We start from the raw sequence: 19,063 nt of genomic DNA, 5'->3' as shown, positions 1-19,063 counted from the left end.
AACCCATTTTTCCGAACTTCCAAACTCATTTTACAATTAATTTACATTCTTCTCTTAAGTTGCTGGTACAATGGGAAATATTTTTTGAGAATTTTAGATGTGAGAAGTGAGATACGAGGTTTTTGACGAGAAAAGCACGCTTTTTGAGTTACTATTTTGGGTTTACGAGAGGAAGATTGCGCGACAGTAAGCCATTTTTACGCTCATTACGCTAAATTGACTCTCGCCTTTTCAGCAAGTTTTCTATATGAAATTTCAAAGCTATCATGTTTTTAATTGTAGAAATTTGTTTTATTTCATAATCTAATTGTCTCTTTCAAGATTTGAATGGACAGTTATCTAAATAATATTAATAACAACAGAGCAATGATTCGCTATTGCAATAACTGTTTGGATATTCGTTTATTTTTAGGTCATGATTTAAACGAAAAACTACCTTGGCATTCCACAATTGGTTAAACTTGCGTCCTTTTTGGTAAAGAAGCTTTCTTACAGTTATTTCAATTTGTTCATAAATTACTAATGTTAGTTTTAATACAAATGTTCAATTTTAGCCATAATGTTTAAAGATGCCATTCGTGAAGAAATCATCAGTTTAAATACTTACCCATTTGCAAGTGTACGAATCAAAAAAGCCAAGAGTACAAGATTGTTTTTAAACAAAGAACAAATCGAGCAGCTAAAAAATCACAAGAGTTCATTTGGTCAAACAGATACCTATTTCAGAGATATGTTTATTTTTTCTTGTTATGCCGGAGGATTGCGTTTTAGTGATGTCGTTACCTTACAATGGAAAAACTATGATGAAAACGAACAACGTATCAGATTAAACATCCGTAAAACTAAACGTTCACATCAATTCAAGGTAGGTCAATCTGCTTTAGAGATTTTAAACAAATACAAAAAAGAAACTTCCGAACCAGATGATTTTATTTTTCCAATCATTTCAGAAGCTAATTTCTTCGAACAATCCAACGAATACCAACTAAAAGTAATCGGTAGCAAAAATGTTTTATGTGGTCAGAAATTGCGTAGAATGGGCAAAGAATTAGAATTTCCATTCTCATTATCTTTTCATTTAAGCCGACATACATTTGCAACCCAAGCCTTAGCTAACGGTATGCGTATTGAGTATGTATCAAAACTTTTAGATCACTCTGATATTGGAACAACTCAAATTTATGCTAAAATCGTAAACGAAGAATTAGACAAAGCAGTAGAGCAATTCATTGAATAGTAAATGTTTATTTTAAAATGATGTAAGAAGATAGATTTTGAAAATCAAAATATTGTACATATATTTGTACATAATAAAATACAAGATTATGATAATAGCAAGTGTTTCAGATTTCAGAAAAGATATTAAATCTTACTTAGATAGAGTTTCGAAGAATTTTGAAACCTTAATCATCAACAGAGGGAAAGATTCAGGTATTGTGGTAATGTCATTAGAAGAGTACAATTCTTTAATGGCTACAAATCACGAATTATCTTCTCGTATCAATGAATCAAGATTAGATGCTGCCATTGAAAAATTAAAAAGTAACCAATCTTTTGAAAGAGAATTAATCGAGGAATAGATGAAATATATTTTCGTAGATGAATCTTGGGAAGATTATTTATTTTGGCAAAAAACCGATAAGAAAAAAGTAAAACGTATCAATGATTTATTGAAAGATATTTCACGTACTCCTTTTACTGGTATAGGGAAACCAGAGCCATTAAAACATAAATATTCAGGGTTTTGGTCACGTAGAATAGATGAAGAACATCGTTTAATTTACAAGTACGAAGATGGTCAGATATTAATAGCAAAGTGCCGTTTTCATTACGATTAAATAATCAATTTTTAAGATATAAATAAGATAGAATTCTGTTGGGTTGTAAAACTTAACAGAATTTTTTTTATGCCAAAATCGTAAACAAAGAATTGGATAAAGCCGTTGAGCAATACATTAAATAAATAACATTAAATTTTTTAGTATTCAATAATTATATCGTAATATTGCAATGATAATAAATTAATGATGGGAACAACTAAATCAGAAATATTCACAGATGAGCAAAATAAACTAGCTACTTTATTCAAAGTATTAGGACATCCTGCTCGTGTGGCTATTATTCAGCATATTATCAAGCAAAATGCCTGTATCTGTACAGATTTAGTAGATGAGTTAGGATTAGCACAAGCCACAATTTCTCAACATTTAAAAGAATTGAAAAGTATAGGAATTATCCAAGGTTCCATCGAAGGGAAATCAGTTTGTTATTGTATTGATGAAAAGGTTTGGGCTGCAATTCAAAAGGAGTTTTCTAACTTTTTCAATCAAAATGTCAAAATAGAGAAATGCTGTTAAGGCATTTTTTTAAAATAAAACATCGTAATATTACGATTAATAAATAATAATATTAAGAAGATGAAACTTTCAGAAATCAAAGAAATCTTACCAACATTACAAAATGTTGAATTTCAATTAGAGGATGGTACTTTCGTGCCAGAGCATTTCCACGTTACAGAAGTGGGAGAAATCACAAAGAAATTTATTGATTGTGGTGGAGTGATTAGAAATGAAAAAGTGGTGAACTTCCAATTATGGAATGCAGACGATTACGAACATCGTTTAAAACCAGGAAAATTACTAAACATTATTCGCTTATCCGAAAATAAATTAGGTATGGAAGATGCCGAAATTGAAGTAGAATATCAGTCGACTACAATTGGTAAATACGATCTTGAATTTAATGGAAAACATTTCATTTTAAAGAATAAAAAAACAGCTTGTTTAGCGGAAGATGCTTGCGGTATTCCTGTAGAAAAACCAAAAGTGAAATTGTCAGAAATCCAATCATCTTCTTGTACACCAAATTCGGGGTGTTGCTAAATATTGTAACCATAAATATTATAACAATTACCAATGATAATTTTTTAGGAGTTGTAGAAGTCGATAAACAAGGATTATCAAACAGTAAACGGTATTAATATAGATAAGAATTTATAGAAACGTAAAAGTATTAATTTGTGAATGCATAAATCAGATAAAAACAATTCAATGGATGAAATATTTGATGTTATAGTTATTGGAGGCGGGCAAAGTGCATTAGCTTGTGGATATTATCTAAGACGTGCAAAACTGAAGTATATTATTTTGGATAAGCAAAATACTTCAGGCGGGGCTTGGCTCCATACTTGGGATAGTTTAACCCTATTTTCTCCAGCAGATTATAGCTCGTTACCTGGATTGATAATGCCAAATTCTGAAAATAAATTCCCTACAAAACAAGAGGTTATACATTATTTAGGACAATACGAGCAATATTATCAACTTAATGTGAAAAGAAATAGTGAAGTTGTTGAAATTAAAAAAAATGGAGATTTTTTTCAAGTTCACACGCAAGAAAGTTTTTTTAAAACCAAAACAGTTATTTCTGCTACAGGAACGTGGGGAAATCCTTTCATTCCGAATTTAAAGGGAATAGAAAATTACAAAGGTGTTCAAATACATTCAAGTAAATATAAAAACCCCGAAGATTTTAATGGTTTAAAAACATTGGTTGTTGGAGAAGGTAATTCTGGTGCTCAAATTGTTGCTGAAGTATCAAAAAATACGACAGTAAAATGGTCAACAAAAAAAACACCTGAATTTCTACCCGATGAAGTGGACGGCTATTATCTGTTTAAAATTGCCAACGCAAGATATAAAGCAGAATTAGAAGGAAAAACATTTGATGCATCAAATTACAATTTAGCCAGTATTGTTATGGTTCCACCTGTAAAAGAAGCTCGTGAAAGAGGAGTGTTAATTTCTAGTGGTACATTCCGTGAGTTTTACGACAAAGGAGTAATTTGGGATAACGGCGAACAAGAAGATTTTGATGCAATTATTTGGTGTACAGGCTTCGGTTACGATACTACATTCCTAAAATCACTAATACAACTAGATGAAAAAGGTATTGCAAAAACCAATGAAACTAAGTCTTTAGATATTGAAGGTTTATGGTTTGTAGGCTATGGTAATTGGACAGGTTATGCATCTGCATCTTTAATTGGGGTAAACAGAACCGCAAAACAAACAATTTTAGAAATTCAAGATTTTTTATCTAAACACTTAAAAATTAATTAAAAATATGTACTCAACAATATTAAAAACTGTAGAGCAATTTCATTTTGAAAATATCAGTAATGATCGCAAAAACATTTTACAACCTTTAATAGATTACATTCAAGGAAAGGTAAATAGTAAAAAACCGGTAAACCTTAATTTTATTTGTACACACAATTCACGCAGAAGTCATCTAGCACAAGTATGGGCACAATTCGCTGCTGCTTATTATAATATCCCCAATATCAATTGTTATTCTGGTGGTACAGCAGAAACAGCTTTGTTTCCAAAAGTAATTGAAACGCTAAGCAATCAAGGTTTTCAAATCTTTAAAATTACAGATAGTAATAATCCTATTTATGCGATAAAATATGATGAGAATAGTTCACCAATTATCGGTTTTTCTAAGAAATATAATGATGCATTCAATCCCATTTCAAATTTCGCAGCGATTCTAACTTGCTCCCAAGCAGATGAAGGTTGTCCTTTTATATCCGGTGCTGAAAAGCGAATTCCCATTACTTACGAAGATCCTAAAATTTCGGATGATACAACCGAACAAACCGAAGTTTACCAACAACGCAGTTTTCAAATCGCAACTGAAATGATGTACATATTTTCACAAATCACTAAATAAACGATGCAACCAAAACTAAAATTCCTTGATAGATACCTAACCTTATGGATTTTTATCGCAATGGTTTTAGGTGTTACAATTGGCTATATCTTTCCCAATATGTCTGTTTTAATAGAGCGTATGAGCATTGGCACAACCAATATTCCTTTAGCTTTAGGGTTGATAATAATGATGTTTCCACCTTTAGCCAAAGTAGATTATTCTCTATTACCACAAGTATTTAAAAACAAAAAAGTAATCGGAATATCCTTAATCTTAAACTGGATAATTGGTACAGTTTTAATGTTTGGTTTGGCAGTTCTATTTCTTCACGACGAACCGGATTATATGTCTGGATTAATACTAATTGGTTTAGCTCGATGTATTGCAATGGTGATAGTTTGGAGTGATTTAGCGAAGGCTAATAGAGAATATACAGCAATGTTAGTCGCATTAAATAGTATTTTCCAAGTTTTGAGTTATAGCTTCTTGGTTTGGTTATTCATTAATGTATTACCTGCAAAATTAGGTTTAGCTAATTTTAATGTTTCGGTTTCAATGATCGAAGTAACACAAAGTGTAATGATCTATTTAGGTATTCCATTTTTAATAGGTTTTATCACGAGATACGCGCTAATTAAGAAGAATGGTATAGAATGGTACAATCGTGTATTCGTACCCAAAATATCTCCCATAACACTTTATGCATTATTGTTTACAATCGTCATAATGTTCAGTTTAAAAGGAGATAAAATTATTGAATTACCAATGGATGTAATTAAAATTGCTATACCGCTAATAATCTATTTTGTTCTAATGTTCCTTATCAGTTTCTTTATTAATAAAGCAATGAAGGTTCCTTATGATAAAAATGCATCTATTTCATTTACAGCGACAGGTAATAATTTCGAATTAGCTATTGCAGTTTCCATTGCAATATTCGGTATTCACTCTCCACAAGCTTTTGTAGGAGTTATTGGTCCGTTGGTCGAAGTTCCGGTGTTAATACTTTTAGTAAAAGCAAGTTTGTGGCTGAAAAGGATATATTATAAAGAATAGAGCAATACATCGAATAAGAAAGTAAATCATCCATAAAGCGACACGTTTTTCCATTGTAAGGTTTTAATTTACATTAAATTACCTTAAAAAATGTTTAATGACTAAAACTTAATGTACTATGGCCTATTTGATAAAAGAAACTGTACAATTCAAAGAATTTACACAAGTTGCTTTACACAACGTAAACCTCGATAACTGTTACAAACAAGCTTTGTATCTCATTGATGAAGGATTCAGGTATTGGTTTAACAACGAAGAAATTAAAAACATCAACCAAAACAACGAGCAATACCAAATCAAATCCCCAGAAGAAGAATTGCTATTAACCTGGTTCGAAAAAGCTGATAAAGAAACAGCAACAGCTTTTCTTAACACTACGCAAATAGCTACAAGGTTAGCTTATTTTGGGAATATCAACATCAACAATTCAACCGTCATCCAATTGGGTAAAGCATTAAAGAAACACGGTTTTATGAGAATCTCTAAAAATGGTTCGTACGTCTTGCAGTCAAAGAATTAGCATACGATCAAGTACAGAAAGAGAATAAAACATTGGAAGAAAAATAAATTCGGCTTCTAAAACGATACCGTTAAGAAAATGAATATTGAGAAGGATAAGAATAAATTACCGACTGAAAGGAGCGATTTAATTTATTCCCGAATCAATATTCATTTTTAGGTTAATCGTTTTACAGCCTTGACTTTTTTGATTCGTTTTTGTGTCAAGACAAATCCATAAGATTCATGAATACAATATTCTTAAAATAATAAAGCCATGAATAAAAAATAACATATAAAAACAAAGTCTAATATCTCAAGTGTTTTCTGATTACAAGACAAAATGAAAACAAAGAACAAATCATTCGCTAACAAACTCAAAAAAAATAGAGTATCGGCATCTAAATCAAAATGGCATAACAATTTACAGACGAGTGTCAATCCATTGAGAGAAGCGCAAAAATGTTTACCGACCATCGGGAGTGATTTAAACATTTTAGTGAAACGAAATGATGATTGACCGGCGAGAATTGAAGCCTTGATTTTTTGATTACTTTTTTATCAAGAAAAAAGTAATTAATAAAATGAACATAATAATAGCAAACATCTCAAATGTTTTTGTATCAAGCTAAATCCAAAGGATTCATGAATACATTATTCATAAAACAATAAACCAATGAATAAAAAAAGAACATACAATAACAAAAGTCTAATAACTAACATCTCAAATCTCAATACTATGAGTGTCGTACTTCATGACTTCGTAGACTTTAAATATAATTATTTTAGTTTTGATTTTAGTATTTCATAAGGAGTTTTTCCTTTAAATGATCCATGTGGTCTATTGAAATTATAAAAATTCTCCCATTGTTCTAAGTTTTGATTTAGATCGACATCATCAGTATAGCTTAAAAGTTGATAAAACTCTTTTTTATCAGTTAAATGAGATCGTTCAACTTTCCCATTTAACTGAGGCGTTCCTACTTTTATAAATCGGTGTCTCATTCCTAAATCTTGAACATGCCAATGAAATTTTGATTGAAATTCATGTCCGTTATCTGTTTGAATTGTATTAATTCTGAAAGGAAATTTATCTACAACATAATTTATGAAATCAATTGATCTTAATTGATTGTGCTTTTCATAGATTTTAAGCGCTCTAATTCGTGTAGCATCATCAATTGCTGTATATTGAAATCGCTTGATTTTTTGACCATTTGCATCATGAAAAATCAGAAATTTAACATCAACCTGCACATGATGACCTGGTGTTTCTTTTTCATATCGAATACTATGCATAGCTCTTCTAGTTGCCTTTCTGTCTAATCTAGCAACATTATTACGCTTTAGAATACGATAAACACTTGATTCTGATATTAAAATATCATGATAACGTTCTAAATACCATTTAATTCGCCAAGTCCCTAATTTATGTTCTTTTCGAAGTTCTAATACTTTATTTACAATTTCTTGCTTGATTTGATTGGGAAATGTACGAGGAGTTGGTTTTTTTCTAAGTAAACCTTCTTATCCATGTTCATCATACGCCTTTTTCCATTTATAAAATGTACTCTTTTTCACGCCAAAAAATTTATATGCTATAGAGTTATTTCCATATTCTTTGGCATATTTTAGAACTTGTAGTTTTTTACTATAAGTTAAATAAGCTGCTATTTCTTTTGTCTTTTTAATCATCATAAAGCTATATTAGTTTTTTACTAATTTAGTCTACGAGGATGTGACGTATCCACAACGAATGTATTCAAAAAGGAGGAAATAAAGCTTTTCTGCCTTTCAAACGAACTTTAACAGATAGCAAAGGCTACGAAAAGAAAAGCTATAGAAGTTCGGAAAAAGATTGTGGACAATGTCCTTTACGAGAAAGTTGTTGTGGAAAAGTAACCAAGTTTAAAAAGTTGGAAGATAGAATTCACAAGCCTTTGTACGATAAAATGCATGAAAAACTCACCCAAAATAAAGCGTATCACCGCAGGTTAGTTAAACGTCGAAGTTCTACAGTAGAACCAGTTTTAGGAACGTTGATTAACTTCTTTAACTTAAAACGAATCAACAGCAGAGGAATGTCTAAAGCCAATAAACATGTACTAATGTCAAGTTTATCTTACAACTTGAAGAAATATCTACGCTTTACAGTCAAAAAATCAAGTGTTTTAGCCCAAGTTATTTATTTAAAACAAGGGAAGAACTACGCTTCTACAAAATCACTCCTTCACTCCTTAAAAAGAGAGTTTTTAAGCAAGCCTAATTTTACATTAATATATTTTTCTAAAAATAAACCTCGCTTAAAAAGGCTTAAACGAGGTCATATATTCTGTTTTTTACTGTAAATTGGAGTTGTGCAACAGTTACCCGTGTTGTACGCAGTCTCTTTAATCACTCCAAGGTATCCTCATTCCAGTACCTTGACAAGCAAAACAAATACCTCCTTGATAGTAATTATATTCAGGAAGAAACCCTGTTCCGCCACATCTTTCACAAGTTTCAGTTAATATTTTCTCTGATAATCATTTGTCAAAATAAATTGGAACCCTTTCTGTTTCATGAACTTTAATATGACAATCTGTATCTTAGAGCTTTAAAACCTTGCAAATATGTTGGGGAAAAATCCAGAAAAGAAGCCAGAATTATTCCGCCCAATGTTGGTGGATTTTATTGACCACGAGCATGAACTTGTTCTACTTTCAGAAAAAATAGATTGGAATTATTTTGAGAAAGAATTTTCGCCCTTGTATTCCAAAGTGGGCAATCCGAGCCATCCGATTCGGTTTATGGTGGGTTGTTTGCTACTGAAACATTTGTATAATTTGGGCGATGAGACGTTGGAAAAAGCCTGGATCATGAATCCTTATATGCAGTATTTTTGTGGCAGGGTTTTCTTTGAACACGAATTTCCTTGTGACCCGAGTAATTTTGTTCATTTCCGAAAAAGAATTGGCGAAAAAGGTATCGAAAAAATCTTTGCCTACAGCGTAAGAATGCACGATGCCAAGACGAACACCTCAAATTTTGTTTTGTCCGATACTACCGTTCAGGAGAATAATACCTCTTTTCCTACCGATGCAAAATTGTGCAAAAAAGTGATTGATTATTGCAACAAAATAGCCGGAAATGAAGGCATAAAACAAAGACAACGCTACACAAAAGTCAGCAAACAAATGGTGCGCAACACCTACAACGGAAAACATCCCAAGCGGGCAAAAGCGGCAAGGAAATCTCAAAGACAGCTCAAAACCATCGCCATGAGACTGATTCGTGAATTGCAACGGAATTTTAATGCAGAACAGCAAGAATTTTATAAAGATTTAATGACATTGTACACCAAGGTTGTCACACAAAAAAGAAACGATGCCGATAAAATTTACAGCATTCACAAGCCTTTTACCCGATGTATTGCCAAAGGAAAAGCGCATAGCCAGTATGAATTTGGGAATAAGGTAGGTTTGATAACCACCGCCAACAAAGGCAAGAAAATCATTCTCGGGATTAAAGCATTTTTGCAAACTCCTTACGATGGTCACACCATAGAACCACTTTTGGAACAGATGGAAACCGGTGGTCAAAAGCTCCCAAAAGAACTCGTTTACGATAGAGGTGGCAGAGGAAAATCAGAAATAAAGGGCGTGAAAATCTCCATCCCAAGCACTCCAAGAAAAAAAGACACTGCTTATCAAAAGCAGACAAAGCGCAAAAAATTTAGAACCAGAGCGGCAATAGAACCTATCATCGGACATTTAAAAACCGATTTTAGGCTGGCAAAAAATTACTTCCTGGGAGAAACGGGACCACAAATCAATGCATTACTAGCTGCAACCGCTTGGAACATGAAGAAAATGATGGAACTACTGAAACAGAAAATTATTTTCTTATTTTATAAGATACAAATTATGCTGTTTTCTAATCCTGTTTTTAAAAATAAATTAAATAGTGGGTTTTGTTAAGGAACGACTAATTAAATTTTGTGACCACCATTTCAATCACCACAAAGGCAATCAATGAAACGGAATGAATTTGAGCAATTTATAAAATATTTTTAGATTTTAAATGGTGTTATACCCTTTTATTTTGGTGGAGTTGAAGGATATTGAATCACTTCTTATATTCAGAATATTATGTTTAAATTTAAGCTTTGCTGCCACTGTTGCTATTTTCCTAAAAGTGAATAGGTTCGGGGTATTTCGAATAGTCTTCGACGTTCCGCAGGAAACCTCCATCTTTGTGAATCCTTTCTGTGCTCCGTTAAAATCTTCTATCAGTTATTAAAGCAAAAACAGAGGCGTAGAGTTGGTAAAGATTTTTATTTCCAATAGTTCCAGTTACTGCCATCATATACCGCAATCGAATTGCTTACTGTATCATAGCACATCATACCAGCATAGGGACTTTTTACTGTTGTATGAGGATTTTTAATGTGAGGTAATATAATTGCCTTATTGGGAGACTCTAAAACAAGTACTCCCGTAGCCGAACTTATATTGGAACCTATTATCACACCATTCCCACTCTCTGCACTTGTATTGGATGTAAGATTGGTTAAACTTCCCGTATCTGACATATCTACCCAACTACCATTAGTAAACATTCTCACTTTTACCGAAGTTTTATCAAATATGAATGTTCCGTTTTGTGGATTATTAGTAGTTGGAGTGGTAGCAGAAAATGTAGGAGTTGCTGTTAATGCAGGGAGAATGATGCCTTTGAAATTAGTGGTTTCAACATCTGTCGGAGAATTAGTAGCTGTTGCTCCCCCGAAATCCAGCAGTGTACTGTTTCCATTTACTGATGTTTTACCAATGGCTACCTGGGCGGATAAGGTTAAAGAACAAAATATAAGACTGCCTATATAGAATGTTTTTGTATTTTTTATATTTTTCATATTTTATATTTAATCGTTACACGCTCTTTTTATACATTTCCAAGTAGTTCCGTTATAAAGTTTTATACATTGATCTGTAATATCATATGCTATCATACCTTTTTGGGGATTAATAATATTTGCTGTACTTGTAGTTTTGGTAATAACCAGTCCTTTTGTATTAGATTCTAACGCAATAAAACCATTGGGAACACCTCCTTCATTGATTGTTGGGCCTTCGGGCCAGTTTTTGTTACGGGTTTTTAATGTAGTAATTCCTACTTTTGAATATCCATCAGGAATTCCTGACGCTCCTGGTTTTATGCAGTAATCTACAGCGATGAAAATTGAGGCATTATTGCTTGTAAGCCCGGCTAAATCTTTAATATTATAATTAACGGTAGTAGCGTTTCCGAAGAATCCGATAGCGGGGGTAAATGTTAGATTTCCAAGATTATCTACCAGCCAAGTTCCTTGTCCGGCAATTATAAATCCTTTCGTATATCCTCCGGAAGTTATAATATTGGTTGCACCAGAGGGAGCGATGAGATTAATTGTAGAGTATATTAAAGACCCTGAATTCAAGTCATAATCATTCGTTACGATACTGAATGTTTTAGACATATTTTTACCAACAGAAGCATTATCATCTACCGCTACAGGAGGTTGATTGATTCCAAAATTATTCCCTGAAGAAATGCTGTTAGAGATTGTTGCTGTGAAACTGTTGGCAGTAGTTCCCACTTTATTACCTACAACATTAAAACCTGTTGGCTCTGTTAACTGAATTGTGTAAGGACCGGGATAAGTATTGATGTTTATATTGTCAAAATAATAATATCCGTTTACATCAGTTGTTTTTGATCCTATTTCTACTCCATTATTAAAGAGCTTAACAGTTGCTCCCTGATATCCGTTACCATCAGGAGTTCCTGCATTGTTATCATTAAAGACAGTTCCGCTAAAAGTAGACGCAAAAGTAATTGATGCAGCGTTATAAGCACCAATAAAAGCAGGGTCTGATGTTCCTGAATATGTTTGAATTAATGTTGTTGCACTCTGATAATTTGCGGTCGTTATTCCCATTTCAGACCAATCTAAAGCGATAACTCTAATGTTTCTCGTACATCCACTTGAAGTTCCTGCATCATAAAGAGGAGGCGATACATTTGCTCTGTAAAATTTCCAGCAGGCGTTACCAATAGACGGAACTACCGGTATACCATTTACTTCTGCACCAAAAGCTACCGAATAAGGAGTTCCTACCATCGGATCTGATGGGGTGGGACCATTTTGAAAGTGAAATACATCTGATGTACTGCTGGGTTGTCCCATCTGAGTAAAAATAAGATCCGGTACACCATCTCCGATTGATGTGGGAACAATTCCCATCGTATTGAAGGCAATGTTAGAGCCTTGTGGTATATTAAAAATAGCAGTTCCTAAACCTAAACCGTTAATACCATCAGTAAGATATTGTACTAAATTATTATTAACCGGCACCGGCGTTACATTACCATTTCCTCCAAATGCTTGTCCTACCCCAATAAAAGTTCCGCTACCTGGAGAGGGGATTGTGTAAATGGGTAATGAAATAAATGTGGCAGATGTGAAAGGAATATTATTGCTGGATAAAGCCGAATTATTAACTCCGGTAGAATAAGTTATGGGTGTGTTAATATTATTAATTCCATTTGCATTCCAAGTAAAGGCAAGTAAATTATGATTGTTATTGGGTATTACTGCATTGTTGGAGCTTCTCCAATAACCATTGAAATCTGAAAATATTTCGGAAGCGGGGCGTACTGTGTTCTGTGATTTTACAGTAACTATTGTGAATAATCCTAAAACTAAGGCAATCTTATTTTTCATCTTGATTTTAATAGAAGTGCAAATTTAAACTTATTTTTTAATAACCCGTTGTGCATTTAGGAATTAAAAAAGAAAAAGATTGTCCATTTGATTAAAAAATCGTATATTTAATTGACTACCAATCGATTAGATATATGAACAATCTCATTCAAAATTACAAAATTATTTTAAAAGAATTGACAAACACCTGCAAACATATTACATCAAACAAGCAAATCAGGCTTCCGAAATTGTCCGATTTGGAACTTGTAGCGCTCAATATTACTGCAGAATACATGTCGATTAACTCTGAATTACAGTTATTTAGATGCATTTCAGGGACTGATTTGGAGGGAAGAATTGAAAGGAGTGTCTACAATAAAAGGAAAAGAAAACTTTTTCCCTACATTGAAAAAATCAGAGAAACCTTGAGCAGCAAGTTTTCGGATTTCACCGATGTCTTTATTGTGGATTCCACGCCAATTGAAATCTGTAAAATAAGTCGGGCAAATCGTTCTGCAATCTGTTCCACGGATGAGATCAAACCTGCATATGGATATTGTGCCGCACAAAAATCTAGGTATTTTGGCTATAAACTTCATGTGGTTTGTGACAAAAATGGAATCTTCCACTCGTTTGATTTTTCCCCTGCAAATGTTCACGACGTGAACTATCTGCACGACATTAAGGAGAATTTTGAAAATTGCTTATTAATCGGCGACAGAGGGTACATCAGCAAAGAACTCCAACTGGATTTATTCAACTATTCCAAGATAAATCTTTCGGTTCCAATGCGTAAAAACCAGCATAATTTTGTGGACTTTTGCAAGACAAAATCAAAAATCAGAAAGAGGATTGAACTGCGAAGCAATCGTGAATACCATTGAAAAAAAATTAAATCATGAACAAACCAATATTTCGCAACTGTGCGGACAGTTCTTAATAAATATTAACCTCGCAAAAACCTTTCAAGGTTTGGCAACAAGAATAGTATCAAAAATAACTTCTTTTACCATGATTCAATATCTAAATTTTTTCGTCTTCAAGAGAAGTTTGAATAAGTTAAAAATTAATTTGTGCTAAATGCACAACAGGTTTTTTATATAAAATGATATAAAAACCAGCCAATTCGGCTGGTTTTATCTTAAATCCTGCAATGCTTGACTTAAAGCAGCTGATGCTTTTTTCACTTCCTGAGTCCAATCATCAGCAGCACTGCCATCGGCGCCGTCAGAGACATATTTGAGGCACAGAAAATCGATTTGTTCCTGCTCGGCGACTTTCGCAAGTGCAAAAGCTTCCATATCAATAACGTTGTATTCGGGGTTATTATGTTCCATTTCGAATTGGTCGCCGGAACCGCAGATCCCGTTCGGGAGATGGCTTGTTTTAATTCCATATTCCAAAAGAATTGGTTCATCAGAAAATGGCGTCTCAAATTTCTTAAAACCCAATGCTCTTACATCCATATCCCGCTGGATAAAACGGTTGCAGTTAACAATACTTCCTCTGTCAAAAACTGTACTTCCTGCGGTTCCCAAATTGATTATGAGATCTGGCTTAGATTTTTGAATGGCTTTTACAAGATGACAAGTCGCTTTAATTTTTCCTACACCAACAAACAAATTATTAAAACTCTCAAATTCTTTTCCGGCTTCTGATTCCAGAGCAAAAACCAAAAGGATGTTGCTGTAAAGCTTTCCGTTAATTGTCATTTTAGGGCACAGGTTTTTTCAGAAAGAACAAAGTCAATGTCCGTGCGCCCTGTGCACCGTGTACCAAAACGGCGCTGATGTCCGCTGTTGCAGATGGCCCCATCACAAAACAGCCATAATGTGAGTGTGGAAAATCTACTCTTTTGTAGGCGGTATGCATATTTTCGGTCAAATCTTCCGGATCCAGCAAAACAGCGAGGTGTTGAGATAAATAGCCTAATGAATTGGTAACCAAAGATTTTTCGGTGACCCAGACCATTCCCATCTCTGCCACACCAAACTCTGCACGGAAAATACCCAAATCCACATCATTAAGATCCGCGGGCTTTTGCACGTGTATATCTTTATTCCCTCTCCATTCAGGCGTTGCAGAGCAAGTGACCTTAGCATCAGGAAGCTTTTTTCGCATAATTTCCTGCGCTTCTTCTACCGATGCGACATCATAAAAATCGACGGCGGCAATTTTTGCGTTAATTTCAAAAACAGCTTTAAGATCTGCTCCTGGCTTTTTATAATCCGGGATGACGGGATAATCCACTTTTTCGCGGTTAGCAAGATTGGTTCTTACCGAACTCAGTAATTCTTCTTTAGTCATTGTTTTTTCGGTTTTTTTTGTACCAGTCTCTGAAGGTTTCTTTTTTCACGTCAGGCAATTCACGGTCTTCTACCCAAGGATCCAACGTGCTGTTTTCCAATAGAGATTTTGGGAGAATATTCAGCATATTGTAAGTGGTCTTTTCCATCATTTTAAAAGCAGTTGCACTGCCCAGCATTCTGTCAGCAGCAGCAAATGCCAGCCTTCTGCCAAAAGGTGTTTTCTTTTTCTCCATCATCACTTTTCGCCACTCGATAATCTGGTCCGAAATATTAATATGAACGGGGCAAATCTCTGTACACGAGCCGCAAAGCGATGAATGGAAAGGTAATTCTGAATAAGTATCTTCATCAAAAGTAGGATCCAGAATAATCCCAATCGGGCCGGAATAAGTAGCACCATAAGACAATCCGCCACTCCTTCTGTACACCGGGCAGGTATTCATACAGGCACCACAACGGATACATTTGAGAGAATGCCAGAACTTGTCCATAGACAATCGTTTGCTCCTGCCATTATCTGTGAGTACGATGTGCATCTCAGATCCTTCTCTTGGGCCTGAAAAATGAGACGTATATTGTGTCGCCGGCGTTCCTAAAGCACTGCGGGAAAGTAGTCTGATAAAAACACCCAGATCTTCTACCTTCGGCAGGATCTTTTCTATACCAATACTTGCAATATGAAGTGGCGGAATGCTTGCGGTAAGATCGGCATTACCTTCATTAGTACAGACTACAAAAGTCCCGGTTTCGGCAACGGCAAAATTAGCGCCTGTCATTCCTGCATCTGCCACCAAAAATTTTGGCCGGGCGTTGTTCCTCATTGCTTCTGCGAGCGAATGTGGATCATCATCGTTGGGATCCGTGCCAATTTTATCTGCAAATAGTTTGGCAATATCTTCCGTCGTTTTTTGGATGGCAGGCATTACAATATGACTTGGTCGCTCGTCTGATAGCTGCTGGATTCGCTCACCCAGATCGGTCTCCAGGACATCAATTCCTCTTTCTTCAAGAAAAGGCGTCATCCCGCATTCTTCCTGCAGCATCGATTTGCTTTTGATGATGCGCTTTGCGCCGTGAGAATTCAAAATATCAAAAACAATAGCATTATGTTCATCGGCATCTTTTGCAAAATGAACTGTGATACCGTTTTCCTCGGCTTTTGTTGCAAACTGGTCAATGTAGTGATCCAAATGCGTCAGTGTATGTTCCTTGATTTGCGAAGCCAAATTCCTAAGCTCTTCCCATTCCGGAATCTCAGAGGATACTTTACTACGTTTAATGATAGTATTATAAAGATTTTTATCGTGTTGCGCCTCGTGAATATCATCCTGTTTGATGAATTTTCTCGCATTATCTTCTACGTTTACTTTTCCCATTGTTTGTGATTTTTAGAATGGTCCGTTATTCAAAACCTGAGCAATATGTACAAATTTGAGGTCTGACTTTTCTCTTTTGGCAATGCCTTCCTGATGCATCAGGCAAGACATATCCGGCGAAACTACATACTCGACCTGATGTCTTGTATAATCAGCAACTTTGTCCTGCCCCATCTTGGCACTCACTGCTTCATCGGTTACACAAAACGTCCCACCAAAGCCACAGCATTCTTGTGGCCTGTCAATCGTTTCTACTTTAACTCCTGACACCTTCTTTAACAGATCTTCGGTTTTATTAAAGTAAGGTTCCTGCCACTCAAAACGGGATGCAATGTGTAAGCCGCGGATAGAACTGCAGGAATTATGGATAGCCACCGTATGCTGGAAATCTGCCCAAGGGAATTCTTCTATCTTGAGAACATCGTGTAAAAACTCTACTAATTCTATGGTTTTGTGACGGATTTCTGTAACAGTTTCGGTTTGAGGAATTGCATCCATATGGAGCTTGACGTGCTTGACACAACTCCCTGCCGGCCCAACGATATAATCAAAATTCAAATCCTTAAAATTTTCACAAAACTGAGTTTCTGTCCTTATAGAATGTTTCTGATCGCCCTCATTGGCCATAGGCTGTCCACAACAAGTCTGCTGCAAAGGTACTGTGACCTCTACGCCCAATCGCTCCAAAAGCTCAAGTGTGGCAATACCGACTTTGGGGTAAATCAGATCTATATAACAGGGGATAAACAGTGCTACTTTCATTACAAAATTTTATAGAAACTCTAAATTAGCACTATTTCTTCTTTTCCTGATTAGGCTTAGGATGAAAAAAGCCTATACGAGAGGTTATTTATATTGAGTAAAAATAATTTACCTGGCATTAAGACAATAAAAAAGACCTTTGAAATCAAAAGTCTTTTTTCAGAATTTCATCTCTTTTTATTTTCCATTCTTCTAATTCTAATAAATCTGAATATGTAATTTCATTCTTTGGTTTGTAATAATTTCTCATATTTCATTTTTCACGATTTTTAAGCGAGATTGCGTACAACGGTTTCGGGCTTTGCGATGGCGGGGAGTTTTAGCACTAAACTTTTCTTCTGAGAACTAAACTTTCACCTTGTCCAAATGTGTCTGCAAAGCACAAAACCTCCGCTATCGCAAAACCCGTGTGCTTGTTGCACAACACTAAATATAGCAATTTTTCATATCTTGTAGTATGCAAGGACGAAAAGAATTTATTCCTCAACTTTTTTATGAATTAAGTTTAGATCAGCTAGTTCCATCTGATAACTTTTATCGCCAAGTAAATCAAGTATTAGATTTACATTTTCTGTATTGATCCACTCAAAAATATTACGGTACTCAAGGTCAAGAAAGTATAGATCCTGTGGTGTTTTTTAAAATATTGTTAGTGGGTTATTTGAATAATATCAATAGCGACAGAGCATTGATTCGCTATTGTAGCAATTGCTTGGATGTTCGCTTGTTTTTAGGTTATGATCTGAACGAACAATTGCCTTGGCATTCAACCATAAGCCGAACGCGCGCGTTATTTGGCCAAGAAGTTTTCTTGCAATTGTTTCAGTTGGTTTTAAAACTGTGTGTGAATAAAGGCATGGTTTCAGGGAAACGTCAGGCGGTAGACTCTGCCTTTATCAAAGCAAACGCAAGTATGGATTCTCTGGTTGAAAAAGAGGTTCTAAACGATGCTTTTGCTTTTGTGAATGAGTTGGAAGAAAATTCAGAATTCAAAGCATGCAGTGAGTCTAGTCGAACTGTAACATCAACTCGAAAGAAGTTGGTAGAACAACACCATAATTGGAAAAAAGAAGAATTTAAAGCGATGCCTGCCGCCCGAAAAAGTGTCCAAATCAATGAATATGGCGAAGAAATTCGGCCAAAGTTTTTAAGTAATCATACCCATTATAGCCCAACAGATCCTGATGCGAAAATCTCGACCAAACCAGGTAAACCACGCCAACTGAACTATGCTGGACAATTAGCTGTTGACGATAAACATCACGTGATTACAGGTGCTTGTGCCAGTACCGCAGGTAGCAAAGACAGTACAATCTTTTCTGAAATCATGGATCAAACTTTATCAAATTTTAAACAAAACGATATACAAATAGGAGAAGTTTTAGCTGATGCTGGTTACAGTAGCGGTGCTAGTTTACAATATTGTGAAGATCATAACTTAGATGCTTGGATTCCCAACTTTGGACAATATAAACCCGAGCGAGAAGGCTTTATTTTCAATAAAAAAGAAAACCGTTACGAATGTATTCAAGAAGGAGGAAATAAAGCTTTTCTGCCTTTCAAACGAACTTTAACAGACAGCAAAGGCTACGAAAAGAAAAGCTATAGAAGTTCGG

General features: G+C 34.7%; 20 protein-coding genes and 3 pseudogenes. 15 read left to right on the top strand and 8 right to left on the bottom strand.

Features of this window, described 5'->3' with window-relative positions:
• Positions 1–327 precede the first annotated feature (327 nt).
• The 10 genes from N5E64_RS13330 (at position 328) to N5E64_RS13285 (ending at position 6,295) form a co-directional block, all read left to right on the top strand.
• A complete protein-coding gene (locus N5E64_RS13330; RefSeq protein ID WP_114999214.1) occupies positions 328–459 on the top strand; it encodes a transposase in 132 nt (43 codons plus the stop codon).
• A 100-nt stretch (positions 460–559) separates the two neighbouring features.
• On the top strand, positions 560–1,237 hold the full coding sequence (locus tag N5E64_RS13325; protein WP_125350815.1) for a site-specific integrase: 678 nt from the start codon (positions 560–562) through the stop codon (positions 1,235–1,237).
• A gap of 88 nt (positions 1,238–1,325) precedes the next feature.
• Complete coding sequence (locus N5E64_RS13320) at positions 1,326–1,580, top strand: type II toxin-antitoxin system Phd/YefM family antitoxin (protein ID WP_068599366.1); 255 nt, start codon at positions 1,326–1,328, stop codon at positions 1,578–1,580.
• Positions 1,581–1,838, top strand: coding sequence for a Txe/YoeB family addiction module toxin (locus tag N5E64_RS13315; protein WP_114999210.1), 258 nt, complete (start codon positions 1,581–1,583; stop codon positions 1,836–1,838).
• A gap of 189 nt (positions 1,839–2,027) precedes the next feature.
• Positions 2,028–2,357, top strand: coding sequence for a helix-turn-helix transcriptional regulator (locus N5E64_RS13310; RefSeq protein ID WP_280037919.1), 330 nt, complete (start codon positions 2,028–2,030; stop codon positions 2,355–2,357).
• 60 nt (positions 2,358–2,417) lie between these two features.
• Complete coding sequence (locus tag N5E64_RS13305) at positions 2,418–2,882, top strand: DUF6428 family protein (RefSeq protein ID WP_114999206.1); 465 nt, start codon at positions 2,418–2,420, stop codon at positions 2,880–2,882.
• 168 nt (positions 2,883–3,050) lie between these two features.
• Positions 3,051–4,121, top strand: a complete 1,071-nt coding sequence (locus N5E64_RS13300; protein ID WP_115001976.1) for an ArsO family NAD(P)H-dependent flavin-containing monooxygenase — start codon at positions 3,051–3,053, stop codon at positions 4,119–4,121.
• A 4-nt stretch (positions 4,122–4,125) separates the two neighbouring features.
• Positions 4,126–4,737, top strand: a complete 612-nt coding sequence (locus tag N5E64_RS13295) for a low molecular weight phosphatase family protein (RefSeq protein WP_114999204.1) — start codon at positions 4,126–4,128, stop codon at positions 4,735–4,737.
• A gap of 3 nt (positions 4,738–4,740) precedes the next feature.
• Positions 4,741–5,775 (top strand): ACR3 family arsenite efflux transporter, encoded by a 1,035-nt coding sequence (gene arsB, locus N5E64_RS13290; protein WP_114999202.1) that lies wholly within the window; start codon positions 4,741–4,743, stop codon positions 5,773–5,775.
• Between the two features lie 118 nt (positions 5,776–5,893).
• The gene (locus N5E64_RS13285) at positions 5,894–6,295 is read left to right on the top strand and encodes a hypothetical protein (RefSeq protein WP_221408226.1); all 402 of its coding nucleotides are present in this window, start codon (positions 5,894–5,896) and stop codon (positions 6,293–6,295) included.
• 758 nt (positions 6,296–7,053) lie between these two features.
• Here the strand turns inward: N5E64_RS13285 and N5E64_RS13280 are convergent.
• Positions 7,054–7,677: pseudogene (locus N5E64_RS13280) on the bottom strand (integrase core domain-containing protein); the annotation flags it as partial.
• A 123-nt stretch (positions 7,678–7,800) separates the two neighbouring features.
• The gene (locus N5E64_RS13275; protein WP_260392412.1) at positions 7,801–7,971 is read right to left on the bottom strand and encodes a helix-turn-helix domain-containing protein; all 171 of its coding nucleotides are present in this window, start codon (positions 7,969–7,971) and stop codon (positions 7,801–7,803) included.
• 47 nt (positions 7,972–8,018) lie between these two features.
• On the opposite strand from N5E64_RS13275, the gene N5E64_RS13270 reads away from it, so the two are divergent.
• Both N5E64_RS13270 and N5E64_RS13265 read left to right on the top strand, forming a co-directional pair.
• The gene (locus N5E64_RS13270; RefSeq protein ID WP_347881232.1) at positions 8,019–8,621 is read left to right on the top strand and encodes a transposase; all 603 of its coding nucleotides are present in this window, start codon (positions 8,019–8,021) and stop codon (positions 8,619–8,621) included.
• A 264-nt stretch (positions 8,622–8,885) separates the two neighbouring features.
• On the top strand, positions 8,886–10,232 hold the full coding sequence (locus tag N5E64_RS13265; RefSeq protein ID WP_280037912.1) for an IS5 family transposase: 1,347 nt from the start codon (positions 8,886–8,888) through the stop codon (positions 10,230–10,232).
• A gap of 356 nt (positions 10,233–10,588) precedes the next feature.
• Here the strand turns inward: N5E64_RS13265 and N5E64_RS13260 are convergent, their stop codons facing one another.
• Both N5E64_RS13260 and N5E64_RS13255 read right to left on the bottom strand, forming a co-directional pair.
• Positions 10,589–11,167, bottom strand: a complete 579-nt coding sequence (locus N5E64_RS13260; protein ID WP_065721269.1) for a hypothetical protein — start codon at positions 11,165–11,167, stop codon at positions 10,589–10,591.
• Positions 11,168–11,176: 9 nt separating this feature from the next.
• Entirely contained in the window at positions 11,177–12,415 is a 1,239-nt protein-coding gene (locus tag N5E64_RS13255; protein ID WP_280037909.1) for an Ig-like domain-containing protein, read from the bottom strand.
• Positions 12,416–13,152: 737 nt separating this feature from the next.
• Between N5E64_RS13255 and N5E64_RS13250 the strand changes: the two are divergent.
• Positions 13,153–14,080: pseudogene (locus tag N5E64_RS13250) on the top strand (IS982 family transposase).
• 56 nt (positions 14,081–14,136) lie between these two features.
• Here the strand turns inward: N5E64_RS13250 and N5E64_RS13245 are convergent.
• Genes N5E64_RS13245 through N5E64_RS13230 form a run of 4 tightly spaced genes read right to left on the bottom strand, consistent with a single transcriptional unit; the run spans position 14,137 to position 17,447 of the window.
• Positions 14,137–14,712, bottom strand: coding sequence for a nucleosidase (locus N5E64_RS13245; protein ID WP_280037907.1), 576 nt, complete (start codon positions 14,710–14,712; stop codon positions 14,137–14,139).
• 1 nt (position 14,713) lies between these two features.
• The gene (locus N5E64_RS13240) at positions 14,714–15,307 is read right to left on the bottom strand and encodes an LUD domain-containing protein (RefSeq protein WP_280037906.1); all 594 of its coding nucleotides are present in this window, start codon (positions 15,305–15,307) and stop codon (positions 14,714–14,716) included.
• Positions 15,300–16,685 (bottom strand): lactate utilization protein B, encoded by a 1,386-nt coding sequence (locus N5E64_RS13235; RefSeq protein ID WP_280037904.1) that lies wholly within the window; start codon positions 16,683–16,685, stop codon positions 15,300–15,302. Before N5E64_RS13235 ends, N5E64_RS13240 begins: the two co-directional genes overlap by 8 nt.
• A gap of 12 nt (positions 16,686–16,697) precedes the next feature.
• Complete coding sequence (locus N5E64_RS13230; RefSeq protein WP_031503813.1) at positions 16,698–17,447, bottom strand: (Fe-S)-binding protein; 750 nt, start codon at positions 17,445–17,447, stop codon at positions 16,698–16,700.
• A 619-nt stretch (positions 17,448–18,066) separates the two neighbouring features.
• On the opposite strand from N5E64_RS13230, the pseudogene N5E64_RS13225 reads away from it, so the two are divergent.
• Together N5E64_RS13225 and N5E64_RS13220 are read left to right on the top strand one after the other, a co-directional pair.
• A pseudogene (locus N5E64_RS13225) lies at positions 18,067–18,261 on the top strand (transposase); the annotation flags it as partial.
• Between the two features lie 99 nt (positions 18,262–18,360).
• Positions 18,361–19,063: transposase (locus N5E64_RS13220; RefSeq protein WP_280037902.1), on the top strand; the 703-nt coding region annotated here is incomplete at its 3' end.

The organism is Empedobacter sp. GD03739 (assembly GCF_029843245.1).
GTDB lineage: Bacteria > Bacteroidota > Bacteroidia > Flavobacteriales > Weeksellaceae > Empedobacter > Empedobacter falsenii_B.
Note: the sequence above shows the minus strand (reverse complement) of the source record. Positions and strands in the feature narration are given on the sequence as shown.